Below are 22,738 nucleotides of genomic sequence, written 5' to 3' on the forward strand. Positions count from 1 at the left end.
CGCCCCGGCGCAGGCCGGGGCCCAATTCCTGCGTTTCGACGGCGCAAGGAAAATTAGGCCCCGGCCTGCGCCGGGGCGACGTTTTGCGGTATGAATCAACCGACCACCCGGGACCACCATGATGCAGAAAACCCTGGTCAGCAGCCTGCTGATCGCCTTGTGCGCGACGGCCGCCGCGCGCACCCCCGCCGCCGGCCCCAACGAGGCCGCCACCGCGCGCCACTACGCGGCGCTGGTCGCCGGCACGCCGAAGACGGCCGAGCTGACGCTGTTCTTCACCCAGATGCCCAAGGGCGGCGACCTGCATCACCATTACTCGGGCGCCGTGTATGCCGAGAGCTACGTCGACTTCCTCGACAAGCGCGGCTTCTGCGTCGACAAGAAGACCTATGCCATCGTCACCGACAAGGCGGCGGTCGAGGCCGACCGCGACAAGCCGGCCGCGGCGCGCAACTGCCTGACCGGCGCCGAGGTCTACGCCGACGACGGCGTCTACCGCGAACTGCTGCAGCGCTGGTCGACCAAGGATTTCCACAACCACGGCGCCATCCAGCCGCCGCCGGACCGCGCGTTCTTCTCGACCTTCAGCTACTTCGGCCCGGTGGCCGATACCGGCAACTTCCATGACGGCCTGGTCGAGATCAAGGAGCGCGCGATCCGCGAGAACGTCGCCTACATCGAGACCATGTACAAGCTGGCGCCTTTCGTCGCCGACGCCGGTTTCGACACGGACGCCTGGAAGAACGTCGACGACGACGCGGCCCTGAACGCCCGCATGCGCGCCTGGATGACGGCGCTGGACCGGGATCCGAAGTTCGTCGCCACGCTGTCCGACTTCGTGGCCGGCATCGACAAGGAAACCGCCGGCATCGACGACGAGCGCTTCACGATGCGCTACCAGCTCTACGTGCTGCGCCTCCTGAACCCGTCGCAGGTGTTCTCGTCGATGGTGTCGGCGTTCAAGGCGGCGGCGCGCGGCGGCAGGATCGTCGGCGTCAACATCGTCGGCCAGGAAAGCCGCATGGTGCCGATGCGCGACTACACGCTGCACATGAAGATGTTCCGCTTCCTGAAGTCGGTCTACCCGGACGTCAAGGTGGCGATGCACGCGGGCGAGCTGGCGCTGGGCGACGTGCGTCCGGAAGACCTGCAGTACCACATCGACCAGGCCCTGAACGTGGCCGGCGCCAACCGCATCGGCCACGGCATCGACCTGGCCCACGAGACCAATGCGCCGGCCATCATGAAGGCCATGCGCGCGAAGGACATCCCGGTCGAGATCAACCTGACCTCGAACGGCTTCATCAGCGGCATCGAGGGCGACAACCATCCGATCACCCTGTACCGCAAGTACGGGGTGCCCTACGTGATCTCGACCGACGACGCCGGCGTCACGCGCCACACGCTGTCGAACGAGTACGTGCTGTTCGCCAGCCGCTACAAGCCGAACTACGCCGACATCAAGAAGACGGCCTACGACAGCATCCGCTACAGCTTCCTGGACAAGGATGCCAAGGCGCGCCTGGTGCGCCAGCTCGACGGGCGCTTCGCCAGGTTCGAGGCGGACATCGCCGCCCTCGAACGCACCGCCGTGAAGCATTGACCGGACGGCGCGGTCGCGCCGTCTTTCCTCCAGGGCGGGCGCCGCGGCCGGCGTCCGTCCCTTCCACCCCCGCTTGTTTAGTACGACGGCAGTAGCAAAAAGGCATATGCTTATGCCGCCTCTGTGGTCATTGCGCTACAAATTTCACGCTTTATCACGTCGTTTGCCCAAAAAACAAGCGAAACAATTTCAGCTCAGAATTCCTTCCTTATAATCGCGCCGTGTCTTTTCCCGAGGGAAAAGACGCCCCGCGAGCGATCTCCTGCACGTTTTTTAAGCAACTTATACGCGCAAGCTATAAATTCCCAAACGAAAACGTATTTGTCTGGTTTCCGGGCTTCATGCATATTGGTCTTTTATTAATCAATAACAAGACGATCGCGCATGATTTTGGGTGTAACAGCCTGGAAATATTAGACGGATAGAATCGCGTGCGCCGCTCTTTTCCGGTGCGTTTTGGCAAGGAAATGCACCAGTCCGGACGCGGGCTGACAGAATAAAAAAGTGACGGCCTTGTGAAGTGCCAGTCCTGGGGTTTGCAGCACTGTAAAGAGGGGAACTTACGGTTCCCGAACTATAAATATCAAGTTTATTTGGGGTTAATCCAATGATCTATCAAAAACGGATCCAGTTGACGAAGCTGGCGCTGGCACTGTCGATCGCGCTCGCGGGCGCGCCGGCCCTGGCGCAGAACACGACGTCGGCGGTTGCAGGCCGCATCTCCGGCCCGGACGGCAAGCCGGCCGCCGGCGCATCGGTGCAAATCATCCACACCGAGTCCGGTTCGACCAGCACCGTCACCACCGACGCCGAAGGCCGCTACGCGGCCCGCGGCCTGCGTACCGGCGGTCCGTACACGATCATCATCAGCAACAATGGCCAGACCGAGAAGCGCGAAGGCGTCTACCTGAACCTGGCGGAAACCGCCACCGTCGACGCCACCGTCGGCATCCAGACCGTGGCCATCGCCGGCAACCGCGCCCGTTCGGACATCTTCAACCGCAGCAACATGGGTTCGGGCACCGGCATCAACAACACCCAGCTGCAGATCCAGGCATCGATCAACCGCAACCTGCAGGACTACGCCCGCGCCGACCCGCGCGTGTCGCAGACCGACAAGGAACGCGGCGAACTGTCCGTCGCCGGCCAGAACTCGCGCTACAACTCGACCACCGTCGACGGCGTCGCCATCAACGACACCTTCGGCCTGGAAGCGTCGGGCAGCCCGACCTCGCGCCAGCCGATCTCGATCGAGGCGATCCAGTCGGTCCAGGTCAACGTCGCCAACTACGACGTGACCCAGAAGGGCTACACCGGCGGCAACATCAACGCCGTCACCAAGTCCGGTACCAACAACTGGAAGGGCGGCGTCTACTACGTCTTCCGCAACGACAAGATGGCGGGCGATCGCTACGACATCACCAAGGACACCTACAGCGCGCCGCCGAAGTCGGAAGAGACGACCAAGGGCGTGTGGGCCAGCGGCCCGCTGATCCAGGACAAGCTGTTCATCTACGCCCTGAGCGAAGAGACCAAGAGCACCCGCTCGTCGCCGGACTACGGCCCGGTCGGCTCGAACACCGGCACCACCGTCGGCATCAGCCAGGACCAGATCAAGGCGGTCCAGGACATCATGAAGAACACCTATGGTGTCAACGCCGGCAACCTGGCCACGGGCGGCGGCAAGTTCGTCTCGCGCGAGCAGATGGTCAAGGTCGACTGGAACATCAGCGACAACCACCGCGCCAACATCCGCTACCAGCGCACCCAGCAGGGCGAGCCGCAGTACTCGACCTTCAGCGCCACCGCGCTGAGCCTGGATTCGGCCTACTACAACCAGCAGAAGGAAATCGAGACCACCGTCGCCCAGCTGTTCTCGGACTGGACCCCGACCTTCTCGACCGAGCTGAAGGCCTCGAACCGCGACTACGATTCGGTGCCGAAGAATAACTCGACGCTGCCGACCATCGGCGTGCAGTTCACCGGCGCGCTGCCGGCCGGCACCCCGTCCGGCGTGGGCACCGGTTCGCGCACGATCAACCTGGGCACCGACAACTCGCGCCAGATGAACGTGCTGGGCACCCGTACCCAGGACTACTACGCGGGCGCCAACTGGACCGTCGGCGACCACGAGGTCAAGTTCGGCGGCGACTACCAGAAGAACAAGATCTACAACGCGTTCCTGCAGAACGTGTACGGCAACTACACCTTCGGCTGCGACAACAACCTGACCTACTCGTTCGGCAGCATCAACTGCTCGACCGCGTCGTCGGCGCAAGTGCAGGCCGCCGTGCTGGAAAACCTGCGTACCGGCCGCTTCACGTCGTACACCTACCAGGTGCCGGCGCCGGGCTACTCGCTGGAAGACGCGGTCGCCAAGTTCGAGATGGAAAACACCGGCCTGTTCGTGCAGGACACCTGGAACGTCAACCGCCAGCTGACCCTGACCGGCGGCTTCCGCTGGGACAAGGTCGGCGTCAACGGCACGCCGCTGGCCAACACCCGCGTCGCCGCCCCGGTGATCGCCGGCGTCAACGGCGGCCGCCAGACCGGCGGCTTCGGCTACAACAACCAGGAAACCATCGACGGCACCAAGCTGTTCCAGCCGCGCTTCGGCTTCAACTACAACTTCGCCACCCCGCGCCGCATGCAGCTGCGCGGTGGCGCCGGCCTGTTCCAGGGCGCGGCCATGACCGTCTGGCTGGGTAACCCGTTCCAGAACGCCGGCGTCGCTACCCAGCAGGTCAGCTGCTCGGGCACCGGCACCTCGCGCTGCCCGGTCACCGCTTCGGGCGCCTTCAGCACCGACGTCACCAAGCAGCCGACCCTGGGCGGTTCGGTGCCGCCGCAGGCCAACGTCGACCTGCTGGACCCGAACCTGCGCCAGCCGTCGATCTGGAAAGCCAACCTGGCCTTCGAGATGGAACTGCCTTGGTACGGCATGGTCGCCAGCGCCGAGTACCTGTACATGAACACCAAGGACGGCATCTACTTCCAGAGCCTGAACCTGGGTGCGCCGACCCGCCTCGGCCCGGACGGCCGCCAGATGTTCTGGAACGCCTCGGGCCTGAACGCCAACAGCTGGACCGTGGGTAACAACTCGGTGAGCGTCAAGCAGGGCTTCACCAACACGACCAAGGCGCTGAGCAACTCGGCCTTCGGCAACGTGCTGAAAGTGACCGGCACCGACAAGGGCGAAAGCCGCATCTCGACCCTGTCGCTGTCGTACCCGATGACCAAGGGCTTCGGCTGGTCGGTCGCCGCGACCCACACCTACGCGACCGAAGTGTCGAACCTGACCTCGTCGACCGCCGGCTCGAACTTCAACGCCCGCTCGGTGTACAACCCGAACGAAGACGTGGCCGCGAACTCGGCCTACCTGGTGAAGAACCGCATCAACGCGCTGGTCAACTTCGAGAAGGCGTTCTTCGGCGCCTACAAGACCCGCCTGGGCGTGTTCTATGAAGGCCGTTCGGGCAAGCCGTTCAGCTGGACGTTCAAGAACGACATGAACGGCGACGGCACCACCGGCAACGACCTGATGTACATCCCGAAAGCCTTCGGTTCGGGCGACGTGATCTTCGCGGGCGACACCGCGACCAACCACGCCAACGAGCAGCGTTTCTGGGACATCGTCAACGGCAACAAGGCCCTGCGCAACTCGGCCGGCAGCGTCGTGAACCGCTACAACGACTTCTCTCCGTGGACCAACAGCTTCGACGTGCGCCTGTCGCAGGAAATCCCGGGCATGTTCAAGCGTAACAAGGCCAGCTTCTCGTTCGACATCCTGAACTTCGGCAACCTGCTGAACAAGAAGTGGGGTCACATCAACGAGATCCCGTTCTTCTCGGGTGGCGGCCAGACCCGCGGCTTCGTGGACTACGCCGGTATCGACCAGGCCACCGGCAAGTACGTGTACGCCGTGCGCTCGGCCGTGGACAACTACCAGATCCGCCAGGCCAAGGGCGAATCGCAGTGGGCAGTCCAGGCAACCTTCAAGTACGAGTTCTAAGCAGACCGCGTACGCATGAAGGCTTGACGTGAAGGCCGAACGGCCGGTGGCGACACCGGCCGTTTTTTCTTTGCGCAGGCGCTTTCGTAAAGACCCGCGGCGCGGACAGCTCGCGCATAATGGCGAGCTTCCCCCGCAATAAACCAGAAGGCATCTTCCCATGACCGATTCCCGTACCGCCCGCGCGGGCCTGCGCGCCATCGCGCTGGCCGTGGCGCTGGCCCTGGCCGGCTGCGCGACCTCCACCGCGCCCATCGCGCCCCATGTGCAGCGGCCCGCCGGCCCCGTCGAGATCAACCTGGTCGCCCTGAACGACTTCCACGGCAACCTGGAACCGACCCGCTACACCTATACCCCGCCCGGCGCCGACAAGGCCGTGACCATCCAGGCCGGCGGCATCGACGTGCTGGGCGGCGCCCTGGCCGCGTTCCGCAAGGAGGACAAGGACCTGCTGCTGGTCGCCGCCGGCGACCTGATCGGCGCCAGCCCGGCGATGTCCGGCATGTTCGCCGACGAGCCGACGCTGGCCGCCATGGACCGCATCGGCCTGGTCGCCAGCTCGCTCGGCAACCACGAATTCGACCAGGGCAAGACCGAGCTGCTGCGCCAGCAGCATGGCGGCTGCGACTCGCCGCGCCCGGACAAGGCCTGCCGCTTCCGTCCCGATTTCAAGGGCGCCGGCTATACCTACCTGGCCGCCAACGTGACCGACCAGCAGACCGGCAGGACGCTGGTGCCGGGCTGGCGCGTGGTCGACGTCAAGGGCGTCAAGATCGGCCTGGTGGGCGCCGTGCTCAAGGGCGTGCCGTCGGTGGTGACCGCTTCCGGCGTGCGCGGCCTGCGTTTCCAGGACGAGGCCGACGCCATCAACGCGACCCTGCCCGCCATGCGCGCCGCCGGCGCCCAAGTGTTCGTCGTGCTGATCCACGAGGGCGGCCATACCGGCGAGCCCTACGACAAGGTATTCTGCGACGGCCTCGAAGGCCCGATCGTCGGCATCGTCAAGCGCCTCGACCCGGCCATCCGCCTGGTCATTTCGGGCCACTCGCACAAGGGTTACCTGTGCAAGGTCGACGGCCGCGTGGTCACGCAGGGCGACGCCTACGGCCACCTGCTGTCGCGCATCAGGATGACCGTCGACCCGGCCAGCGGCAAGGTCGAGGACATCGCCGTGCGCAACGTCGTGATGGCCCCGGATGCCTTCACCCCGGATCCGCAATTGAGCGCATGGCTGAAGGACGTGCGCGCGCGCAGCCAGGCCGAGCTGGACAAGCCGGTCGCCCGCATCGCCGCGCCGCTGGTCACCCGCAGGCAGAACGACGCCGGCGAATCGGCGCTGGGCAACGTCGTCGCCGATGCCGCGCTGGACGCCATGCAAGCGCAGGGCGTGCAGGTCGCCTTCATGAACCCGGGCGGCATGCGCAACGACCTGCAGGCCGGCAGCGACGGCACCGTCACCTTCGGCCAGGCCCAGGCCGTGCTCCCGTTCGGCAATACCCAGGTCGTGATGGACCTGACCGGCGCGCAGCTGCGCACGGTGCTGGAACAGCAGTGGGAACGTCCGGACGGCGCGATGATGCTGCAGGTCTCGCGCACCCTGGCCTACCAGTGGGATGCGACGAAGCCGAAGGGCAGCCGCATCGTGCCGGGCAGCCTGAAGGTGGCCGGCGTGCCGGTGGACGACGCCAGGGTCTACCGTATTTCGGCGAACAACTTCCTGGCCGAGGGCGGCGACAAGTTCCCGGTCTTCGGCCAGGGCACGAACCGCAACGACACCGGCGTGCGCGACCTCGATACCCTGGTCGCCTACCTGAAGCGGCATCCGGAAACCGGCGCCGCCAATGCCGCGGCCCAGCCGCGCATCGTCAAGCTGCGCTGAACCCACGTACCGATACGCACCGAGGAACCATCATGAAAATACTGGCTTGTGCCATCGCGCTGGCAAGCGCCTTCACCTCGCAGGCCGCGCTGGCCTGGGGCTACGACGGCCACCGCGCCGTCGGCGCCATCGCCGACAAACTGATCAAGGGCAGCGACGCCGAGCAGCGCGTCCGCGCGATCCTGCTGCCGGGCGAGACGCTGGCATCGGTCGCCAGCTGGCCGGACTGCGTCAAGGGCACCTACTGCGGCCCGCAGACGCCGGACATGGTCGAGTACGTGAACGCGAACCCGAAGCACAGCGAATACCACTACACCGACGTGCCGTTCCAGCTCGACCACTACCACGACGGCGCCGTCGGCACGGCCGACGTCGACATCGTGCAGACGCTCAAGCAGGCCATCGCCGTGCTGCAGGGCAGGGACACGCCCGAGACCAATCCGCACAAGTTCACCCCGCGCCAGGCGCTGATCCTGGTCGTGCACCTGGCCGGCGACATCCACCAGCCGTTGCACGTGGGCGCGGCCTTCGTGTCGAAGGACGGCAGGTTCGTCGTGCCGGGCTCGCATGCCGAGATCGACGAGACGGCCATCTTCGATTCGCGCGGCGGCAACAACCTGCTGATGAACGAAGAGTGGCTCGAGAAGATCAGCAGCGGCGTCATCCCGCCGGGCGAGCCGAAGCCGGTCAAGCCGGGCGTGCCGAAGGCGCTGACGAAGCCGTTCCACTCCTACTGGGACAGCACCACGGTCGACTACGCGTTCCGCCGCAACGGCAACAAGACGCCGGACCAGTTCGCCGACTGGGCCATCGCCTCGAAGCCGGCGGTGGCGAAGAACAGCGGCGACGTGTCGACCTGGCCCTACCAGTGGGCCGACGACGCGCTGGTCGCCTCCAAGCAGGCCTACGGCGGCGTCACGGTCGGCAAGCTGGTGCCGCAGGTGAGCAAGAAGGGCGAGACCTACTACACCTGGACGCTGGAGGTGCCGCAGGACTACCCGGTCCCGAGCTCGGCGCTGGCGCGCACGCAGCTGGTCAAGGGCGGCTACCACCTGGCCGGGATGCTGCAGGCGATCTGGCCCTAAGGCTTCCACCGTCGCCCCGGCGTTCCACCGTCGCCCCGGCGGTCCACCGTCGCCCCGGCGCAGGCCGGGGTCCAATTTTGCAAGCGTTACCGTAACGCCGGCAGCACTTGGGCCCCGGCCTGCGCCGGGGCGACGTTATTTCATGGCGCCGCGCTAGAATAGGCACGCTTCCATCCACGATCACTGCAACCACCATGACCAGACCGCCCCGCGCCCTGTGCGCCGTCCTGCTCGGCGCTTCCTGCACCGCGGCCGTTGCCGCCGAACCGCAGGAACGCAACCTGCCCCTGTGGGAAGCCGGCATCGGCGCCGCCGGGTTTTCCACGCCGGCGTATCCCGGGTCCGACGACCGCTCCACGCGCGGCCTGGCGCTGCCCTTCCTGGTCTACCGCGGCAAGGTATTCCGCGCCGACCAGAACGGCGTCGGCGCGCGCCTGCTGAACACCGACCGGGTCGAGTTCGACGTCGGCTTCGCCGGCTCGCTACCGGCCCATTCCGACGACGTCGACGCCCGCCGCGGCATGCCCGACCTGGGCACGCTGGTCGAATTCGGCCCGCGCGTGAAATACAAGTTCGACGACATGGGCGACGCCGGGCGCTTGCGCGCCGAACTGCCGCTGCGCGCCGTGATCGAGGGCAGGGGCGGGCTGCGGCGCCAGGGCTGGACGGCGGAACCGCGCCTGGTCTGGGAAAAGCGCGGGGAAGGCGCGCGCTGGACGATGGAAGCGCAGCTCGCCGCCGTGTTCGGCGACCGCCGCATCAACCGCTATTTCTACGAGGTGGCGCCGCAGTACGCGACGGCGGACCGTCCCGCCTACCGGGCCGACGGCGGCCTGCTGCTGGTGCGTACGGGCCTGTTCGGGACGTGGCGCGTCAATCCCGACGTGCGCATGTTCGGCTTCGTGCGCTACGAGTCGTATGCGGGGGCGGCCAACGAGGACAGTCCCCTGATGCGCAAGTCGACGGGGACGTCGGCCGGCCTGGGCGTGGCCTGGACGTTCGCGCGCTCGGCGACGCGGGCGTATGCCAACGAATAAGGGGGGGTAAACGGCGGGTGGGCACGTTTCATTTGAGGCCCCCAGCCTCAAATGCCCACCCTGCGTCATGCATCCACGGCCGTTCCATGAAGCGATGCGTAGGGTGGGCACCCCGTGCCCACCGTTGCCTGCGCCGCCGCTCAGCGCGACTTGACGAACGGCTTGCCGACCGCCTTCGGCGCCACCGACTTGGCCATCAGGCCCGCCAGCACGACGACGGTGACGACGTAGGGGATCATCTGGATCAGCGAGCCCGGGATGCGGCCCACCACCGGCAGGTCCACGCCTTCGAGCTGGATCTGGATGGCGCCGAACATGCCGAACATCAGGCAGCCCAGCACCGTGTACACCGGGCGCCAGTTGCCGAACACCAGCGCCGTCAGGGCCAGGTAGCCGGCGCCGGCCGACATGTCGCGCAGGAAGAAGCCGCTCTGGACGATGGCCAGGTAGGCGCCCGAGAACGAGCACAGCACGCCGGCGACGAACATCGCCAGGTAACGGGTGCGCTCGACCGAGACGCCGGCGGCGTCGGCCGCGTGCGGGTTCTCGCCGCAGGCGCGCAGGCGCAGGCCGAAGCGGCTGTGGTAGATGGTCCAGTGCACCACCGGCACCAGCAGGAAGGCCAGGTACACGAGGATCGACTGGTTGCCGATCACGTGGCCGTACAGCCAGCCGATGAAGGGGATGCCGTCCAGCGCGGCGGTGCCCGGCAGGACCACGTCCGCCAGGCGCGCGCCGCCCAGGTCCGGCGTGCGGCCGCCCTGCTGGAAGAAGAACTGCGCCAGCACGAAGGTCAGGCCGCTCATGGCGATGTTGATCGCGATGCCGCACACCAGCTGGTTGCCCTTCTGGGTGATGGCGACGAAGGCCTGCACCATGGCCAGCGCCACCGAGACGGCGATGCCGGCCAGGATGCCGTACCACGGGTTCTGGGTCGAATACGCCACGGCGGCCGAGACGAAGGCCGACGCGAGGATCTTGCCTTCCAGGCCGATGTCCACCACGCCCGAGCGTTCGGCGAACAGGCCGGCCATGGCCGCGAACATCAGCACGGGCGCGTTGCGGATGGTGGAGACGATGATGCTGGCGATGTGGAAGTCTTCCATGTCAGGCCGCCTTTTTGCCGGTGAGGTTGATGAGCTTGAGCAGGGCCGGGGCGTAGAAGTGTTCCATCGCGCCGCAGAACAGGATGATCAGGCCCTGGATGAAGATGAAGGTCTCCTGCGGGATGTTCGGCTTTTCCAGCGACAGGTCGAAGCCGCCCTGGATCAGCGCGCCGAACAGCACCGACGACAGGAAGATGCCGACCGGGTTCTGGCGCCCCATCAGCGCGATCGCGATGCCGATGAAGCCGGCGCCGGCCGGGAAGTTCAGCGACAGGTAGTGGGTCGAGCCGAGGATCGAGTTCACCGAGGCCAGGCCCGCCAGCGCGCCCGAGACCAGCATCGTGACGATGATGGTGCGGCTGATCTTCACGCCCGCGTAGTGGGCGGCATGCGCGTTCAGGCCGGTGGCGCGCAGCTTGTAGCCCCACGACGAGCGCCACACGGCCAGGCCGTAGATCACCAGCGCCACGATCGCCAGCGGGAAGCAAACGTTCAGCGGCGTGTCGCCCAGCACCGGGAACCAGGCGTTCAGCAGCGGCAGCTCGGCGGCGGCCGAGAAGGTGCGCGAGGCCGGGTTCTGTTCGCCGACCGGGATCATCTGGAGGATCAGGTAGTTCATCAGGCTGGCGGCGATGAAGTTGAACATGATGGTCGTGACCACCACGTGGCTGCCGCGCCTGGCCTGCAGGTAGCCGGGCAGGAAGGCCCACAGCGCGCCGAACAGCGCGGCGCCGATCATGCCGGCCGGGATCAGCAGCCAGGCCGGCAGGCTGGCGTCGAACGCCAGCATGGCCAGCGTCAGGCCCAGGCCGCCGACGTACATCTGGCCTTCGGCGCCGATGTTGAACAGGCCGGCCTGCATGGCGATCGAGACGGCCAGGCCGGTGAAGATGAAGGTCGAGGCGTAGAACATCGTGTACGCCAGGCCTTCCGGGTTCACGATGGCGCTGTCGACCAGGATCTCGAGCGACTCGAGCGGGCTCTCGCCCAGCAGGTGGATGACGAAGCCGGCGATGACCAGCGCCGTCAGCAGGTTCAGGATGGGCAGGACGAAGCCCGTGGCCCAGCGTGGGAGTTCAGTCTTTTTCATGTCAACGCGGTTCCGTCAGGACTTGTGCAGGCCGCCCATCAAGAGGCCGATGCGGGTGGTGTCGAATTCGTCGACCGGGAGGACGCCGGTGATGCGCCCGCCCGACATCACGATGATGCGGTCGGCCAGCGCGCGCACTTCTTCCAGTTCCACGGACGACAGCAGGATGGCGACGCCTTCGTCGCGCAGGCGCAGCAGCTGGGTGTGGATGCTCTCGATGGTGCCGATGTCGACGCCGCGGGTCGGCTGGCCGACCAGCATCAGCTTCGGGCAGGCCGCCACTTCGCGCGCGATCACGACCTTCTGCTGGTTGCCGCCCGAGAGCAGGCCGATGCGCAGGTCCGGATTGTTCGGCCGCACGTCGAAGTCGCGCATCAGGCCGGCGCAGCGCTGCGCGATCTTGCGGAAGTCGAACAGGCCGAAGCGGCCCTTGACCTCGCCCTGGTCCTGGTAGCCGAACACGGTGTTCTGCATGACCGAGAAATCCTTGATCACGCCGTCGCGCAGGCGGTCTTCCGGCACGTGGCCGATGCCCAGCAGCCGGAACGCGGCCGGCAGGCCGTCGGCGTTCGCGCGGCCGGCGTAGGGCAGGGGCTGGCCGAGGAACTCGACGCTGCCGGAGGTCGGCAGGCGCATGCCCGACAGGATCTCGAGCAGTTCGCTCTGGCCGTTGCCGGACACGCCGGCGATCGCCACCACTTCGCCGGCGCGCAGCGTGAAGTCGATGTCGGACAGCAGGGCGACGCCGTTGGCGTCCTTCAGTTGCAGGTTCGAGACCTTCAGCACTTCTGCGCCCGGCCGGTAGGGACCGCGCGGCAGTTCGCTCTGGATCGGGCGGCCGACCATCATGTTGGCCAGCTGTTCCTTGGAGGTGTCGCGCGTCTGCACGGCGCCGACCACGCGGCCGGCGCGCATCACGGTCACCTCGTCGGTGATGTCCATGATCTCCTGCAGCTTGTGGGTGATCAGGATGATGGTCTTGCCCTGCTCCTTGAACAGCCGCAGGATCTCGAACAGCGAGGCCGTTTCCTGGGCGGTCAGCACGGCGGTGGGCTCGTCCAGGATCAGGATCTCGGCGCTGCGGTAGATCTGCTTGAGGATCTCGACGCGCTGCTGGGCGCCGACCGACAGGTCGTGCACGGTGGCGAGCGGATCGACGTCGAGGCGGTAGCGCGCGCAGATCTCGCGCAGCTTCGCCTCCACCTCGCCGCGCCTCGCGGCCAGCTTGAACCCGCCCTCGTTGCCGAGCATGACGTTGTCGAGGACGGTCATGTTCTCGACCAGCATGAAGTGCTGGTGGACCATGCCGATGCCGAGGGCGATCGCCTCGTGGCTGGTGCGGATGTCGCGCGCCTGGCCGTCGACCAGGACTTGCCCGCTGTCGGCATTGTAGTAGCCGTACAGGATGCTCATCAGGGTCGACTTGCCGGCGCCGTTTTCGCCGATCACGCCATGGATCGAGCCCTTGGCGATCGCGAAGCTGACGTCGGCATTCGCCTGCACCGCCCCGAAGGCTTTGCTAATGTTGCGAAATTCTACGGCTGGCTGCATAGCGGTCTGGTGTTCGTAAGATATGGAGGCATTCTCGAAAAAGCGCCGCGCCGGCGTGTCAAACCGGCGCGGCGCGCTTCATGGGTACATGGAATCGGTGCTTACTGCGGGCAGGACCCGGCGGTGCGGTAGTCCACCACCTTGAGCTTGCCGCTGATGATGTCCGCCCGGGCGGCGGCGATGCGCTGCTCCATCGCCGCGGGGACGAGGGCGCGGTTGTTCTGGTCCAGCGCCCATTCGACGCCGCCTTCCTTCAGGCCCTTGTAGGTCACGCCCGGCGTGAACCGGCCGTTCCTGGCGGCGGTGAAGGCGTCGTAGGCGGCGTTGCCGACGTTCTTGACCATCGAGGTCAGGACCGCGCCGGGCTGCACGCCGTTCTGGTTCGAGTCGACGCCGATCGCCAGCTTGCCCTTGGCCTTGGCCATCTGGATCGCGCCCAGGCCGGAACCGCCGGCCACGGCGAACACCACGTCGGCGCCGCGGTCGAACTGCGCGCGCGCCAGCTCGCCGCCCTTGGCCGGGTCGTTCCAGGCCGCGGCGGTGGTGCCGACCATGTTCTGCTGCACCTCGATCTTCGGATTGACCGCCTTCGCGCCCTGCACGTAGCCGCAGGCGAACGCGCGTATCAGCGGAATGTCCATGCCGCCGACGAAGCCGATCTTGCCGGATTTCGCCGCCATCGCCGCGGCGATGCCGACCAGGTAGGAGCCTTCCTGTTCCTTGAACAGGATCGAATTGATGTTCTTGCCCACGGCATTGCCGTCGATGATGGCGAAGTGGATCTTCGGGTACTCGGCCGCGACCTTCTGCACCGCCTGGGTCTGCGAGAAGCCGATCGACACGATCAGTTCCACCTTCTTGCGCGCGAGCGCGCGCAGCACCTGCTCGGCCTGGGTATCGGTACTGGCCTGGGCTTCGAAGACGTTGAGGCCGTTTTCCTTCTTGAAGCGCTCCACGCCTTCGGAGGCGGACTGGTTGAACGACTTGTCGAACTTGCCGCCGGCATCGTAGACGACGGCATATTTCGGCACTTCGCGCGCGCTGGCCGCGCCCGCGAGGCACAAGGCAGCGATCGTCATGCCGACTTGCTTGAAATTCATGTGTTGGCTCCTGGGAATCCTGTATTGTAACCGGCACAAGGAATGCATTGTCGGCAAAGCACCGGCTGCCGCAAGCGCAGGAAAACGGGATCGCCGCCGTGGCGCATGCGCCCGCGGATGTTGTCGGACCCGGTGGATTCCTGCAGTGACGATGCGGCGGGCATCGGCGCCGGCAGCGCGGCGTTATTGTCTGCAACTATGCATCAGCCAGTTTACTCGTGGCAAATACGATTTTACTTCGCAATTCATATGGTTGAAATATAAATAGAGACAACTTTTGGCAGTTTCTCACTGAAAACCACAGATTTTGCGGGAGAAGCGCGCAGTTGCCGGCCCATGCGTATGGACGGCGCCGGCGCGCCAGGCGGGGTCATTCCGGCTTCGGCGGCACGATGTCCGAGCCCGATGCCGCCAGCACGGGCACGTCGTTGGCGGCCGCGGTGTCGGTCTCGACCGTCGTTTCGAGCGTGGCGGCCGGCACCGGCGCGGGGGCCTCGGCCACCGCCGCCAGCGCGGCCGCGGCCGGCGCCGGGACGGACGCGTCGGCCGCGGCCGTGGCCGCGACGGCGGCGCCATCCTCGCGCACCGCCTGTACCGGTTGGGCGAACTGGGCCGTGAAGAAGCGGGCGATGCGCGCCTGCGTGTCGTCGAGGTAGGGGATGTCCAGGTGGTCGGAGCCGGGCACGATCTCGTCGGCGCACAGCTTGGCCAGCCGGGACACGAGCTGGTCGGTATGCGAGTGCGGCACGATGTCGTCGTCGGCCGCGCGCAGCACGTAGGTGGGCGCCTTCAGCGAGGGCGCGTACTTGATCGACTCGAAGCGGTGGCGCAGCATGTAGTCGATCGGCATCACGCGGAACTTGCGCTTGGCCAGCGCCAGGATCGAGTCGTAGGGCGTGATCAGCACGACCGAGTGCACCGGCCGTTCCTTGGCCACCTGCACGGCCACGCCGGAGCCGAGGCTGCGGCCGACCACGGCGATGCGGCGCGCGTCGACGGCGACGCGGGCGGCCATCCAGTCGAACAGCATGCAGCCGTCCTCGACCATGTGGATCTCGGCCGGCACGCCGTGCGAATTGCCGTAGCCGCGGTAGTTCACGGCCAGCACGGACATGCCCGGAAACAGCTTGCCGGCATCGCGCACGACCCAGGACACTTCCTCGGACCGGCCGCCGAAATAGATGACGGCGGGATGCGGCGCGGGCACCTGCGGCGTCATCAGCCAGCCGGACAGGCGCGTGCCGTCGGCGGCGCGCAGCACGACGGGGCGGGTGCGGTGGCCGCTGCTGCGCGGACTGGGCACCTCGCGCTCCACGGTGGGGTTGAACACGAGGCGGCGCTGGTTGGCCGCGACGGCGGCCGTGAGGCCGAGCCACATCATCCCGGTGAAGCCGGCGAGGGCGGCGGCGATTCTGTTTCGATTGCTCATGAATATAGTGTACCCCTGCCATGCGGATTTTTGCGTGCGCTGGCGCGCAAATGCAACGCGGATGACGCATGCGGCGCGCGGATGCCAGCTTCCTGCAACAGCTTGTTACAGCGCCGCCATTGTTGGCCTCCATGCACTTTGCTAGGCTTGCAACGATCATGGGAAGCGTGGCGAACGACAACGGATGGACGACCGGCGGCCTGGCGCTGCTGGCGATGGCGCTCGGCCTGGCGCTGGGCGCCGCCGCGTGGCGCGCCGGCGCCGGCGCCGCGGACGCCGCGCCCGCCGTCCCGGCAGTCGCCGCCGTGCCGGCGCCGTCCGTGGCGCCGGCCTGGCCGTCCGGTGCGCCGGCCGCTGCTCCAGCCGCTGCCCCGGCCGCTGCGGTCCTGCTGGCGCAACGCATCGCGCAGCTGGACGCCGGCGGCACGCCGCAGGACGCCTGGCGCGCCTGGTGGCTGCTGCATGCCTGCGCCGCGTTCGCGCGCGACGGCCGCTTGCCGCCGGCCGCCGGCGCGGACGAGGAAGCGGCAAGCGAGCCCATCGCCGATCCGGCGCGCTTCTGCGCCGGCATGACCGAGCGCATGCGCATGGCGCGCATCGACTACCTGGAGCGGGCCGCGCGCGGCGGCGTCGACGACGCGCTGGCGGCCCTCGTCGAGGAAGGGCCGTTCGGCGACCCGGACGCGCTGCGCGCGCGGCCGGGCGATCCGCTGGTGCAGGAATGGAAGACGCGCGTCAACGGCCTGCTGGCGCAGCGCGCGGAGCAGGGCAGCTGGACCAGCCTGTACGTGCAGTTCACCGGCTTCTGGTTCGACAACCCGGCCATCGCCACCGACCGCCAGAGCGCGCTCGCCTACGGCATGGCGCTGCGCGACATCATGGTCACGCTGGACGGCCTGGCCGAGCAGGATGCGATCCCGTTCAACGGCCCCTTCCTCGACGCGGTGGCGCAGGGCCTGGCGCCGGCGCAGGTGGCGCGGGCGCGCGAGCAGGCGGCGCGCATCGTGGCGCGCGCGGCGGCGCAGCGCGGCCGCGGCCAGCCGTCATCGGCCGGCCGATAGTGCGCTACACTGCACCGGTTGTCCGTTCATCAAGACCGAAGGAGACCCCGTGCACTACCTGCTGATGTATGACCTGGCCCCCGACTATCTCGAACGCCGCGGCGCATTCCGCACCGAGCACCTGCAGCTGGGCTGGGACGCCCAGCAACGCGGCGAGCTGGTGCTGGCCGGTGCGCTGGCCGAACCGGCCGACACGGCCGTGCTGCTGTTCAGCGGCGATTCGCCCGAGGCGGCCGAGCGCTTCGCCCGGGCCGATCCCTACGTCGCCAACGGCCTGGTCGTGCGGTGGCGCGTGCGCCCGTGGACCACGGTGATCGGCGACGATGCCGTCAATCCCATCCGGCCGTAACGCCCGCTTGCATCGCGAAAGGACCGTCATGCTCCGCACCTTGCTGTTTGCCGCCGTCCTGCCCGGCGTTTGCTTGCAGGCCCAGGCGCAGGAATCGCTGCTGGTCGGCCGCGTCGAGCGCATTGTCCTGCTGCCCGCGGGCACGCAGGAATGCCCGCCTGCCTGTCCGCCAGGGCAGCCGGCCGGCGCCGACGGCGCCAGGAGCGTGTGCGTCTCGAACGCCGGCGGCTGCCAGCGCACCGCGTTCCAGGTCGAGCGGGTGCTGCTGGGCCCCGGCCAGCCCGGTCCGCGCGATTTTTCCGGCCGCCTCGGCGAGTGGGGCCGGCAGGATTTCCCGGTGATCCACGATCCGATCCTGGTGCACGTCGAGGACGGCCGCGTGCGCTGGTCGCGGATCGTCGAACGCGGCGGCCAGGCCTGGTTCGAGGCGGCGCCGCTCGAGGGCGAGGTCATCGCGGGCATTCCCGTCGCCTCGCTCGCGCCCGATGCCGACGGCCAGGTGCCGCTGGCGCGCCTGCTCGAGCGCGTGGGCGCGCGGCGCTGAGGCGTTTGGCGTCGTCGTTGGCCGAAAAGCCGTCGCCCCGGCGCAGGCCGGGGCCGCATGTTGGCAGCGCAGCCGGACGGCAGAAATTGGGCCCCGGCCTGCGCCGGGGAGACGGTCTTGGGCAGTCTCTAGCGCGCCGGCAGCAGCTTGACCACCAGGTTGTGCGTCGTCAGCGCCAGCGAGCGGTCCGGCGCCAGCGTGATGCCGGCCGGGCGGTCCAGGCCGCCGGGCAGGGCGCCCAGCGCCACCGCCTGGCGTCCCGGCGTGCCGGCCACCGTGCTGGTGACGTTGTCGAGGTTGATGCGGCGGATCGTCGCGTTGCCGGTGTCGGCGATGTACAGGTCGTTGCCCTCGACGGCGATGCCGGACGGCGCGCACAGCCGCGACACGCCGGGGCCGCCGTCGCTCGCCCCGCACTGGCCCGGCTGGCCGGCGAGCGTGGTCACGTCGCCGTGCTCGTCGATCATGCGGATCGTCGCGTTGCCGGTATCGACGACGTACACATTCCCCCATTCGTCGACCTCGACGTCCTGCGGCCCGCAGAACTGCGCCTGGCCGCCGCGCCCGTCGCGGCTGCCGCACACGCCCGGGCTGCCGGCCACGGTGCCGACGGCGCCGGACGGGGCGATGCGGCGCACCGTGTGGTTGCCGCTGTCGGCCACCCACAGGTTGCCCCGGCGGTCGAGCGCGATGCCGCGCGGCGCGCAGAACTGCGCGTCCGTGCCGGTGCCGTCGCGGCTGCCGCAGGTGCCGTTGCCGGCGACCGTGGTGACGAGGCCGGCCGGCGTGATGCGGCGCACGACCGCATTGCCGGTGTCGGTGACGTAGACATTGGCGTCGGCATCGGTTTCCAGGCGGCTGGGCAGGTTGAAGCGCGCCGCCGCGCCGGCCGCATCGGCATAGCCGACGGCGCCGGCGCTGCCCGCCAGCGTCGTCACCACGCCCTGCGGCGTCACCTTGCGGATGGTGGCGCTGGCGGGCTCGGCCACGTAGAGGTTGCCGGCATCGTCGGCGGCGACGCCCTGCGGCGCGGCGAAGCGCGCGAGCGCGCCGGTGCCGTCGCGCGAGCCGCCGCACTGGCCGCAGATGTCGCCGGCGATCGGGAACAGGCCGGTCGCGCCCTGCGGCCGGTCGGGCCAGCCGGGCCAGTCGGGATGGTTCGGCCAGGGATGGTCGGGACCGTCGTGCCAGACCACGCCGATGCCGATGCCGACGTCGCCGCCGCAACTGCCCAGGCCGAGCGCGCCGAGCAGGGCGAACAGGCGCGCCAGCAGCCAGCGGGTGGGGCGCCATGCCGGGTTCATGGATGCGTTCATGGTCGGACCTCTGAAAGAGCAGGGAAAACCGGACCGAGATTACGCGGCGGCGCGGTGGGCGTCCTGCGTGCGCTCAATGTGCGAGGGCGGCAATGGTGGTGGTGGTGCAAAAGCCACGGTGGCCCCCATTGATGCGCATCGCCGTGCTTTTCGTGCGACTTGTGCGCTGAGGTAATATCTGCCGCACCATCCACTCAGCCGGAGCCCCATGCCTACCGCCGTCAACCTGTGGCCGCTGATCGGCATCGCCGTCGTCGTCGCCGGATTCCTGTTGCGCGCCAATCCCGTGCTGGTCGTCGTCGCCGCCTGCGGGGCGACCGGCGCGGCGGCCGCGATGCCGCCCCTGCAGATCCTCGAAGCGCTCGGCGCCGCCTTCCTCAAGACGCGCAACCTGCCCTTGATCCTGCTGCTGCCGCTGGCCGCCATCGGCCTGCTCGAGCGCTTCGGGCTCAAGGAATATGCGCAATCGTCCATCGCGCGGGTGCGCTCGGCCACGGCCGGGCGGCTGCTGACGGTGTACCTGTTCCTGCGCGAGCTGGCCGCCGCCTTCGGCCTGACCAGCCTGGGCGGCCAGCCGAACATGGTGCGCCCGCTGGTCGCGCCGATGGCGCAGGCCGCCGCCGAGGGCCAGGCGCGGGCGCGCGGGGTCGAACTGGACGACGCGCTGCGCCAGCGCATCCGCGCCATGAGCGCGGCCACCGACAACGTCGGCCTGTTCTTCGGCGAGGACGTGTTCGTCGCCTTCGGCGCCATCGTGCTGATGCAGACCATCCTGCGCGCCGAGGGCATCGAGGTCGATCCGCTGCACATGGCGCTGTGGGGCATCCCGACCGCCGTCACGGCCTTCGTCGTGCACGCCTGGAACCTGCGCCGGCTGGACGCGCGCATCCGCCGCGCGATCGCCGCCGCGCAGGAGGCGGCGCGATGATCGTCGCGCTCGACGACTTCTACGTGCTGGTCGGCCTGCTGTTCGCGGCCGTCGCCGTCATGACGCTGCGCGACCCCGCGCATCCGCGGCGCTGGCCGACGGCGCTGTTCTGGGGCGCGTACGCGCTGCTCTACCTGGCCGGCGAGCGCCTGCCGCCGGCCGTCACGGGCCTGCTGATGATCGGCATGGCGCTGCTGGCCGGCTGCGGCCTGGTGCGCGGCGGCAGCGCCGGCGTGCCGCCGGAAGGGGAGCGCCGCGCCGCCGCCGCGCGCCTGAAGGGCAGGCTGCTGGCGCCGGCGCTGGCCATTCCCGTGGTGACGATGATCGGCTCGCTCCTGCTCAAGGACGTGCAGGTCGACCTGGGCGGCGTGCCCGCCTTCGTGCTCGACCCGAAGAACCTGACGCTGGCGAGCCTGGGCTGCGGCGCGGTCGCCGCGCTGGCGCTGGCCTGCCTGGTCACGCGCGCCACGCCGCTGCAGGGCGTGCGCGAGGCGCGCCGGCTGATCGATGCGATGGGCTGGGCGGTCGTGCTGCCGCACATGCTGGCCGTGCTCGGCCTGTTGTTCGCCGAGGCCGGCGTCGGCAAGGCCGTGGCCCACGTCGTCACCACCGCGATCCCGCTCGATTCGCCGTTCCTGGCCTGCGCCGCGTTTTGCATCGGCATGGCATTATTTACCGTCGTGATGGGCAACGGCTTCGCGGCCTTTCCCGTGATCGCGGGCGGGATCGGCATTCCGGTGCTGGTCGGCACCTATGGCGCCAATCCGGCGATCATGGCGGCGATCGGCATGTTCAGCGCCTACTGCGGCACCCTGGTGACGCCGATGGCGGCCAACTTCAACATCGTGCCGGCGGCGCTGCTGGAGCTGACGGACCGCAACGCCGTCATCAAGGCGCAGTTGCCGACGGCGCTGCCGGTGCTCGTCGCCAACGTGTTCCTGTTGTATTTCCTGATGCACCATTGAGAGACGCATGACTACCAAGACCATCCTGCTGACCGGATTCGAGCCCTTCAACGGCGCCGCCATCAACCCCTCCTGGGAAGCGGCGCGCGCGCTGGACGGCTGGAGCGGCCCGGGCTTCCAGGTCGCCGCGCGCCTGCTGCCCTGCGAATTCGGGCGCGTCAACGTCGCCCTGCTCGAGGCGGTGGAGGCGGTGCATCCCGACATCGTGATCGCCGTCGGCCAGGCCGGCGGGCGCTCCGAGATCTCGCTCGAGCGCGTGGCGATCAACGTCGACGACGCCGCGATCGCCGACAATGCCGGCGCCCAGCCGGTCGACAACCCCATCATCGCGGACGGCCCGGCCGCCTATTTCAGCACGCTGCCGCTCAAGGCCATCGTGCGCGCGCTGCGCCTGCGCGGCTTCCCGGCCGGCGTGTCGCAGACCGCCGGCACCTTCGTCTGCAACCACGTGTTCTACGGCCTGATGCACCACGCGGCCGGCGCCAGCCTGAAGGCCGGCTTCATCCACGTGCCGTTCCTGCCCGAGCAGGCGGCCGAGCGCCCGGAGCGGCCGCCGTCGATGGCGCTCCAGGACATCGTCGACGGCCTGCGCATCGCGGTCGAGGTGGCCGTCACGGCCGACGAGGACGTGGCGGAGGCGGGCGGCGCGACGCACTGAGGCGTGCGCGGTAATGCGATGGCCGGTTGGACGCGTGGGCGGGAAACCCGCCCACCCTACGTAGGGTGGACGGCGCTGCCGTCCGCGCGTTCAGGCGCCGCGTGGACGCCCCCCCGTGTCAATCCCCGGCCGGGTGAAGGATGTTCAGGAACGCCCGCACCACCGGCGCATCGTCCTGCACCGGATACGCGATGTACAGGTTGGCCGACGGCGCATTCGTCCGGATCGGCAGGAAGCGCACGCCCGGCCAGCCGATGCGGCTGGTGGTCTGCGGCATCAGCGCCACGCCCAGGCCCGCGCCGACCATGGCCAGCAGCGTCTGCGGCTCGGCCGCCTCCTGGAAGATGGTCGGCTCGAAGCCGGCGGCGACGCAGCACTGGATCAGGTAGCGCGGCTCGGCCGACTGGTCCAGGTGCAGGGTCAGCATCGGTTCGCCGGCGATGTCGGCCAGTTCGATGGCGTCGTGGCGCGCCAGCGGATGGCGCTCGTTGACGGCCACGCAGAAGCTTTCCTGGAACGCCAGTTCCTGGCGCAGGTTGGCGTTGCGCAGCGCATCCTCGTCGATGCGCGGCTCGCGCCAGAAGCCGACGTCGATCTGGCGCGCGCGCAGCGCGTCCCACTGGTCGTTCGGGCCCAGTTCGTGGATGGTCCAGGTCACGCGCGGGAAGCGGCTCTGGAACTGTTCCAGCAGGCCCGGGATCGGCCCCCACATCGCCGAACCGACGATGCCCACGCGCAGCCGGCCGACCTCGCCGCGGTCGATCTGGCGGATCGTGTCGATGGTCATGCGCATGCGGCCCAGCAGGTCGGCCGCCTCGTGCATCAGCGCCTTGCCGGCCACGGTCAGCTCGAAGCTGCGCGTGGTGCGCGCGAACAGGCGCACCCCCAGTTCGCTCTCGAGCTTCATGATCTGCTGCGACAGCGGCGGCTGCGAGATGTGCAGGCGTTCGGCGGCGCGGCTGAAGCTCTTTTCTTCGGCCACCGCCAGGAAGTAGCGTAACTGCTTCAGGTCGATCGACATGATG

The 22,738-nt window shown here is 68.5% G+C and carries 18 protein-coding genes; 11 read left to right on the top strand and 7 right to left on the bottom strand.

Features of this window, described 5'->3' with window-relative positions:
* Positions 1-118 precede the first annotated feature (118 nt).
* From QZ749_RS10585 to QZ749_RS10605, 5 genes are all read left to right on the top strand, one after another.
* Positions 119-1,603, top strand: coding sequence for an adenosine deaminase (locus tag QZ749_RS10585; RefSeq protein ID WP_307726658.1), 1,485 nt, complete (start codon positions 119-121; stop codon positions 1,601-1,603).
* Between the two features lie 607 nt (positions 1,604-2,210).
* Positions 2,211-5,615 carry a TonB-dependent receptor gene (locus QZ749_RS10590; protein ID WP_296946343.1) on the top strand — a complete coding sequence of 1,135 codons (3,405 nt, stop codon included), beginning with the start codon at positions 2,211-2,213 and terminating at the stop codon, positions 5,613-5,615.
* Between the two features lie 160 nt (positions 5,616-5,775).
* Positions 5,776-7,494: a bifunctional UDP-sugar hydrolase/5'-nucleotidase gene (locus QZ749_RS10595; protein ID WP_296946346.1), complete on the top strand. Its 1,719-nt coding sequence runs from the start codon at positions 5,776-5,778 to the stop codon at positions 7,492-7,494.
* Positions 7,495-7,526: 32 nt separating this feature from the next.
* Positions 7,527-8,579: a S1/P1 nuclease gene (locus tag QZ749_RS10600; RefSeq protein ID WP_296946349.1), complete on the top strand. Its 1,053-nt coding sequence runs from the start codon at positions 7,527-7,529 to the stop codon at positions 8,577-8,579.
* Positions 8,580-8,773: 194 nt separating this feature from the next.
* The gene (locus tag QZ749_RS10605) at positions 8,774-9,616 is read left to right on the top strand and encodes a MipA/OmpV family protein (protein WP_296946351.1); all 843 of its coding nucleotides are present in this window, start codon (positions 8,774-8,776) and stop codon (positions 9,614-9,616) included.
* A 140-nt stretch (positions 9,617-9,756) separates the two neighbouring features.
* Here the strand turns inward: QZ749_RS10605 and QZ749_RS10610 are convergent, their stop codons facing one another.
* The 5 genes from QZ749_RS10610 to QZ749_RS10630 all read right to left on the bottom strand — a co-directional run bounded on the left by QZ749_RS10610 (position 9,757) and on the right by QZ749_RS10630 (position 15,892).
* On the bottom strand, positions 9,757-10,722 hold the full coding sequence (locus QZ749_RS10610; protein WP_296946354.1) for an ABC transporter permease: 966 nt from the start codon (positions 10,720-10,722) through the stop codon (positions 9,757-9,759).
* Between the two features lies 1 nt (position 10,723).
* Positions 10,724-11,812: an ABC transporter permease gene (locus QZ749_RS10615; RefSeq protein WP_296946357.1), complete on the bottom strand. Its 1,089-nt coding sequence runs from the start codon at positions 11,810-11,812 to the stop codon at positions 10,724-10,726.
* Positions 11,813-11,827: 15 nt separating this feature from the next.
* Positions 11,828-13,363: an ABC transporter ATP-binding protein gene (locus tag QZ749_RS10620; protein WP_296946360.1), complete on the bottom strand. Its 1,536-nt coding sequence runs from the start codon at positions 13,361-13,363 to the stop codon at positions 11,828-11,830.
* A gap of 101 nt (positions 13,364-13,464) precedes the next feature.
* Positions 13,465-14,463 (bottom strand): BMP family protein, encoded by a 999-nt coding sequence (locus tag QZ749_RS10625; RefSeq protein ID WP_296946363.1) that lies wholly within the window; start codon positions 14,461-14,463, stop codon positions 13,465-13,467.
* Positions 14,464-14,833: 370 nt separating this feature from the next.
* Positions 14,834-15,892 (bottom strand): alpha/beta hydrolase, encoded by a 1,059-nt coding sequence (locus tag QZ749_RS10630; protein WP_296946365.1) that lies wholly within the window; start codon positions 15,890-15,892, stop codon positions 14,834-14,836.
* Between the two features lie 167 nt (positions 15,893-16,059).
* On the opposite strand from QZ749_RS10630, the gene QZ749_RS10635 reads away from it, so the two are divergent.
* Genes QZ749_RS10635 through QZ749_RS10645 form a run of 3 tightly spaced genes read left to right on the top strand, consistent with a single transcriptional unit; the run spans position 16,060 to position 17,846 of the window.
* Positions 16,060-16,953 (top strand): hypothetical protein, encoded by an 894-nt coding sequence (locus tag QZ749_RS10635; protein ID WP_296946366.1) that lies wholly within the window; start codon positions 16,060-16,062, stop codon positions 16,951-16,953.
* 49 nt (positions 16,954-17,002) lie between these two features.
* Complete coding sequence (locus QZ749_RS10640) at positions 17,003-17,302, top strand: YciI-like protein (protein WP_296946367.1); 300 nt, start codon at positions 17,003-17,005, stop codon at positions 17,300-17,302.
* 28 nt (positions 17,303-17,330) lie between these two features.
* Positions 17,331-17,846 carry a hypothetical protein gene (locus tag QZ749_RS10645; protein WP_296946368.1) on the top strand — a complete coding sequence of 172 codons (516 nt, stop codon included), beginning with the start codon at positions 17,331-17,333 and terminating at the stop codon, positions 17,844-17,846.
* A gap of 128 nt (positions 17,847-17,974) precedes the next feature.
* Here QZ749_RS10645 and QZ749_RS10650 read toward each other — a convergent pair whose 3' ends face one another.
* Positions 17,975-19,162 carry a hypothetical protein gene (locus QZ749_RS10650; protein WP_296946370.1) on the bottom strand — a complete coding sequence of 396 codons (1,188 nt, stop codon included), beginning with the start codon at positions 19,160-19,162 and terminating at the stop codon, positions 17,975-17,977.
* A 208-nt stretch (positions 19,163-19,370) separates the two neighbouring features.
* On the opposite strand from QZ749_RS10650, the gene QZ749_RS10655 reads away from it, so the two are divergent.
* The 3 genes from QZ749_RS10655 to pcp are packed head-to-tail and all read left to right on the top strand — an operon-like array spanning position 19,371 to position 21,713.
* Positions 19,371-20,090, top strand: a complete 720-nt coding sequence (locus QZ749_RS10655) for a DUF969 domain-containing protein (protein ID WP_296946372.1) — start codon at positions 19,371-19,373, stop codon at positions 20,088-20,090.
* A complete protein-coding gene (locus QZ749_RS10660) occupies positions 20,087-21,055 on the top strand; it encodes a DUF979 domain-containing protein (RefSeq protein WP_296946374.1) in 969 nt (322 codons plus the stop codon). The genes QZ749_RS10655 and QZ749_RS10660 overlap by 4 nt, the downstream gene beginning before the upstream one ends.
* 7 nt (positions 21,056-21,062) lie before the next feature.
* Positions 21,063-21,713: a pyroglutamyl-peptidase I gene (gene pcp / locus QZ749_RS10665; RefSeq protein WP_296946377.1), complete on the top strand. Its 651-nt coding sequence runs from the start codon at positions 21,063-21,065 to the stop codon at positions 21,711-21,713.
* Positions 21,714-21,831: 118 nt separating this feature from the next.
* Here the strand turns inward: pcp and QZ749_RS10670 are convergent, their stop codons facing one another.
* Positions 21,832-22,734 (bottom strand): LysR family transcriptional regulator, encoded by a 903-nt coding sequence (locus tag QZ749_RS10670; RefSeq protein WP_296946379.1) that lies wholly within the window; start codon positions 22,732-22,734, stop codon positions 21,832-21,834.
* Positions 22,735-22,738 lie beyond the last annotated feature (4 nt).

This window comes from uncultured Massilia sp. (assembly GCF_913773735.1).
In the GTDB taxonomy this organism is placed as follows: Bacteria; Pseudomonadota; Gammaproteobacteria; order Burkholderiales; family Burkholderiaceae_D; genus Telluria.